A 5,057-nucleotide genomic window follows, 5' to 3' on the forward strand; every position below is an offset into this window, starting at 1 on the left:
CGAACGGGGCCACGATCGCACCCACAACGCTCGCCCGGGCGAAAGTCGACGGCGTTACGCGATCGTGACCCGGGATCCTGGACCGCCCCTATTGTGACCGGTCACATCTCCGCTATGTTAGCGGTCACACAAGCGTTGCCGGAGGGTCAGAGCAGACCCACGGACCGGGCTTCCCGGTCGGCCGGCGTCTCGAGGAGGAGATCATGAGCACACACTTCCGGCGCGCCGGAGCGGCGCTGTTCGCCGCGGCCCTCACGGCGGCCTCGCTCGTCGCGTGCAGCAGCGAGCAGGCACCGCAGGGCGGCGGGGACGGGGGCGGCGAGTCCGCCGCGGCCTCGGACACGATCGTCCTCGGCTTCTCGCAGGTCGGGGCCGAGTCCGGCTGGCGCGCGGCCAACACCAAGTCCATCCAGGACACGCTCACGCAGGAGAACGGGTTCGACCTCAAGTTCTCCGACGCGCAGCAGAAGCAGGAGAACCAGATCCAGGCGATCCGGTCGTACATCCAGCAGCAGGTCGACGTCATCGCCTTCTCGCCCGTCGTCGAGACCGGCTGGGACGCGGTGCTCGAGGAGGCCAAGGCCGCGGGCATCCCGGTGATCCTCACCGACCGTGCCGTCGACAGCGAGGACGAGTCGCTGTACGAGTCGTTCATCGGCTCGGACTTCGTGCTCGAGGGCGAGATGGCCGGCGAGTGGGCCAAGGAGCAGTACGACGGCGAGGGCTACAAGGTCGTGGAGCTGCAGGGCACGACCGGCGCCGCCCCCGCCATCGACCGCAAGGCGGGCTTCGAGTCCGCGATCGAGGGCAGCGACCTGGAGATCATCGACTCCCAGACGGGCAACTTCACCCGCACGGAGGGCAAGCAGGTGATGGAGGGCTTCCTGCAGAAGCACGACGACATCGACCTCGTCTTCGCCCACAACGACGACATGGGCCTGGGCGCCATCGAGGCCATCGAGGCCGCCGGCAAGGTGCCCGGCAAGGACATCAAGATCATCACGATCGACGCGGTCAAGGACGGCATGCAGGCCCTGGCCGACGGCAAGATCAACTACATCGTCGAGTGCAACCCGCTGCTCGGTCCGGACCTCGCCGACATCGCCAAGAAGGTCGTCGCCGGCGAGGAGGTCCAGAAGCGGATCGTCGTCAAGGACGAGGCGTTCGACCAGGAGGCCGCGAAGGCCGCGCTGCCGGACCGTCAGTACTGATCGCGGGTACTGACCGTCGGTACGCTCCACCGAGACCCGCGGTGGGTGCGGTGCGGGACGCCCGCGCCGCGCCCACCGCGCTCCACGGAAGGTCAACGATGACGCCATCGGACGCCGGCGCTGCCGGCAGCACGCGCGACGCGGGCCCGCGGGACGTGCGCCCCGTCGTCGAGATGACCGGGATCTCCATCGAGTTCCCGGGGGTCAAGGCGCTCGACGGGGTGGACCTCCGGCTCCTGCCGGGCGAGGTCCACGCCCTCATGGGCGAGAACGGCGCGGGGAAGTCCACGCTGATCAAGGCGCTCACGGGCGTCTACGGCATCGACTCCGGCGAGATCCTCGTCGACGGGGAGCCGCACCGGTTCTCCGGCCCGGGCGAGGCGCGGGCCGCCGGCGTCGCCACCGTGTACCAGGAGGTCAACCTCTGCGAGAACCTCACGGTCGCGGAGAACATCATGCTCGGCAACGAGCCGCGGCGGTTCGGCGCCATCGACTGGCCCCGCACGCGCCGCCGGGCGGCCGAGCACCTCGCCACCATGGGGCTCGACGTCGACCCCGCCTCGTCGCTCGGCTCGCACTCGATCGCCGTGCAGCAGCTCGTCGCGATCAGCCGGGCCATGGTGGTGGACGCCAAGGTGCTCATCCTCGACGAGCCGACGTCGAGCCTCGACGCCGACGAGGTCGCGCGGCTCTTCGCCGTCGTGCGCCGGCTGCGCGACCAGGGCGTCGCGATCCTGTTCGTGTCGCACTTCCTCGAGCAGGTGTACGAGCTCTCCGACCGCATGACCGTGCTGCGCAACGGCGCGCGGGTGGGGGAGTACCGCACGTCGGAGATCAGCCGCACGGAGCTCGTCTCGCGGATGATCGGCCGGTCGATGGAGGTGCTGGAGGACCTGGAGGTCCGCACCGAGCACACCGTCGACGCGGCCCGGGGCAAGCCGTTCGTGCAGGCGGTGGGGCTCGGCCGCCGCGGCTCCGTGCAGGCGTTCGACCTGGACGTGCACGAGGGCGAGGTCGTGGGGCTGGCCGGGCTGCTCGGCTCCGGGCGCACGGAGGTGGCCCGCCTGCTCGCCGGGGCGGACCGGGCCGACACGGGCACGCTGTCCGTGAAGGGCACCCCGACCCGCCTGCGCACGCCCCGCGCGGCGATCGGGCGCAGGATCGCGTTCTCCTCGGAGGACCGCAAGGCCGAGGGCGTGGTCGGAGACCTGACCGTGCGCGAGAACATCGTGCTCGGACTCCAGGCGGAGCGCGGCTGGCTGCGCCCGCTGCCCGGCAAGCAGGTCGACGAGATCGTGCACCGGTACATCGAGGCGCTGAACATCCGGCCCGCGAACCCCGACGCCCTGCTGCGCAACCTGTCGGGCGGCAATCAGCAGAAGGTGCTCCTCGCCCGCTGGCTCGCCACCGCCCCCGAGCTGTTCATCCTCGACGAGCCGACGCGCGGCATCGACGTCGGCGCCAAGGCGGAGATCCAGCGCCTGGTGTCCGACCTCGCCGGCCGCGGCATGGCGGTGCTCTTCATCTCCGCCGAGCTCGAGGAGGTGGTGCGGCTCAGCCACCGCATCGCCGTCATGCGCGACCGGCAGAAGGTCGCCGAGCTGACCAACACCGACACCGTCGGCGTCGACGACGTCGTCGAGCTCATCGCGAGCGGAGGGGACCGCTGATGCCCACATCCCAGGCCGCCGGCGGGTTCGGCGCCGTCGTGCGCCACCACCTGTTCTGGCCCGTGGTCGCCCTGGTCGCGCTGCTCGCCGTCAACACGGCCGTCCGCCCGGGCTTCCTGTCCGTCTCGGTGCTCGACGGGCACCTCTTCGGCTCGCCGATCGACATCCTGCGCAACTGTGCCCCGCTCATGCTGGTCGCCCTCGGCATGTCCCTCGTGATCGCCACCCGCGGCATCGACCTGTCCGTCGGCGCCGTGGTCGCGATCTCCGGGGCGGTGGCCCTCACCTTCATCGCGGGCGCACCGGACCCGGGGTCGACGACGACCGTGCTGCTCGCGATCGGCATGGCCCTCGCGCTCGGACTGGTGCTCGGCGTGTGGAACGGGTTCCTCGTGTCCGTGCTCGGGATCCAGCCGATCATCGCCACCCTCATCCTTATGACGGCGGGCCGCGGCGTCGCGATGCTCATCACCGAGGGGCAGATCACCACGGTCACCAGCGCGCCGTTCAAGATGCTCGGCGCCGGGTTCTGGCTCGGGCTGCCGGTCGCGACGCTCGTGGCGTTCGGCGTGTACGCGCTCGTCGCGCTGCTCGTGCGGCGCACAGCGCTGGGCATGCTCGTCGAGTCGGTCGGCATCAACCCGGCAGCGAGCCGGCTCGCCGGCGTGCGGGCGCGGACGATCGTGTGGACCGTCTTCGCGCTGTCGGGGCTGTTCTCCGCGCTCGCCGGGCTGATCCTGTCGTCCAACGTCATGGCGGCCGACGCGAACAACGCCGGCCTGTTCATCGAGCTCGACGCGATCCTCGCCGTCGTCATCGGCGGCACGTCGCTGGCCGGCGGCAAGTTCTCGCTCTCCGGCACGTTCGTCGGCGTGCTGATCATCGCGACGCTGTCCCTCACGGTGACCAACGTCGGCATCTCGCCGCTCGTGACGCCGCTGTTCAAGGCGCTCGTGGTCGCCGCGGTGACCCTGCTCCAGTCGCCCGCCATGCGGCGCAAGCTCTCGGAACGCACGCGACGGCGGGGCAGGGCGGCGCCGGTCGCGCCGTCGGACAAGCCCGCGGACGTGTCCACGGACAAGGTGGTGGCCTGATGACGACCCTCGCATCCTCGCGCGCCGGGGCACCGTCCCCGCGCCGCGTGCCCTCCGTCGGCCGGCGGCTGCGGGTCGACCGTCGCTACCTGCCCGTGGTCGGCACCCTCGTGGTGTTCGTGCTGCTGCTCGTGCTGGGCGGCGCGCGCTACGACAACTTCCTGTCCGTCGGCGTGCTCGCGAACCTGTTCATCAACAACGCGTTCCTCATCGTGCTGGCCGTCGGCATGACGTTCGTCATCCTCACCGGCGGCATCGACCTCTCGGTCGGCTCGGTGCTCGCGCTGTCCGGCGTCACCGCGGCCTACCTCCTGCGGGCCGGGATGCCGGCCGGGGTGGTGATCCCGCTGGTCGTGCTCATCGGCTCGCTGATCGGGCTGCTCGTCGGCGCGATGGTGCACGTCTTCGAGGTGCAGCCGTTCATCGCCACCCTCGCGGCGATGTTCTTCGCCCGCGGCCTGTGCTTCCTCATCGCCCCGGAGTCGATCCCGATCGACGACGAGGCCTTCGTCGCCTTGGCCGCCTGGGACACCTGGGCGGGCGGGCAGTGGCGCATCACGTCGAGCGTGGTGATCGCGCTGCTCGTGGTGGCGGTGGCGTTCTACCTGCTGCACTACACGCAGTTCGGCCGCACCGTGTACGCCATCGGCGGCGGGGAGCAGTCGGCCAGGCTCATGGGCCTGCCCGTCGCGCGCACCAAGGTGCTGGTGTACGTCATCAGCGGCACGTGCGCCGGCCTCGGCGGCCTGCTGTTCGCCATGTTCTCGCGGTCCGGCTACTCCCTGACCGGCGTGGGCATGGAGCTGGACGCGATCGCGGCCGTCGTCATCGGCGGCACGCTGCTCACCGGCGGCACCGGGTTCGTGCTCGGGTCGGTGCTGGGCGTCCTCGTGCTCGGCCTCATCCAGACGATCATCACCTTCGAGGGCACCCTCAGCTCGTGGTGGACCAAGATCGTCATCGGCGCGCTGCTGCTGGTCTTCGTGGTCCTGCAGCGGCTGCTCGCGCTGCGGCGCTCGTAGCCGGCCCACGGCCGGGCGCCCGTCCGGGCGGCGGGGCCGGCGGCACGCGCCGTCGGCCCC

General features: G+C 71.2%; 4 protein-coding genes. All 4 read left to right on the top strand.

All coding sequences use genetic code 11. The annotated features are described in order from the left end of the window. Positions 1-203 precede the first annotated feature (203 nt). The gene (locus tag ACFUVW_RS19480; RefSeq protein WP_430572952.1) at positions 204-1,211 is read left to right on the top strand and encodes an ABC transporter substrate-binding protein; all 1,008 of its coding nucleotides are present in this window, start codon (positions 204-206) and stop codon (positions 1,209-1,211) included. Positions 1,212-1,309: 98 nt separating this feature from the next. Next, entirely contained in the window at positions 1,310-2,881 is a 1,572-nt protein-coding gene (locus ACFUVW_RS19485; RefSeq protein WP_430572953.1) for a sugar ABC transporter ATP-binding protein, read from the top strand. After that, positions 2,881-3,975: an ABC transporter permease gene (locus ACFUVW_RS19490; RefSeq protein ID WP_430572954.1), complete on the top strand. Its 1,095-nt coding sequence runs from the start codon at positions 2,881-2,883 to the stop codon at positions 3,973-3,975. Before ACFUVW_RS19485 ends, ACFUVW_RS19490 begins: the two co-directional genes overlap by 1 nt. Next, positions 3,975-4,997 (top strand): galactofuranose ABC transporter, permease protein YjfF, encoded by a 1,023-nt coding sequence (gene yjfF, locus ACFUVW_RS19495; protein ID WP_430572955.1) that lies wholly within the window; start codon positions 3,975-3,977, stop codon positions 4,995-4,997. Before ACFUVW_RS19490 ends, yjfF begins: the two co-directional genes overlap by 1 nt. The last annotated feature ends 60 nt before the right edge of the window (positions 4,998-5,057 follow it).

The organism is Isoptericola sp. NPDC057391 (assembly GCF_042668085.1).
Classification (GTDB): Bacteria; Actinomycetota; Actinomycetes; order Actinomycetales; family Cellulomonadaceae; genus Isoptericola.

What these genes read in the sequence shown, in the direction of transcription:
- ACFUVW_RS19480 (WP_430572952.1), top strand. Translation starts at nt 204, where the DNA reads ATGAGCACACACTTCCGGCGCGCCGGAGCGGCGCTGTTCGCCGCGGCC.
- ACFUVW_RS19485 (WP_430572953.1), top strand. Translation starts at nt 1,310, where the DNA reads ATGACGCCATCGGACGCCGGCGCTGCCGGCAGCACGCGCGACGCGGGC.
- ACFUVW_RS19490 (WP_430572954.1), top strand. Translation starts at nt 2,881, where the DNA reads ATGCCCACATCCCAGGCCGCCGGCGGGTTCGGCGCCGTCGTGCGCCAC.
- yjfF (WP_430572955.1), top strand. Translation starts at nt 3,975, where the DNA reads ATGACGACCCTCGCATCCTCGCGCGCCGGGGCACCGTCCCCGCGCCGC.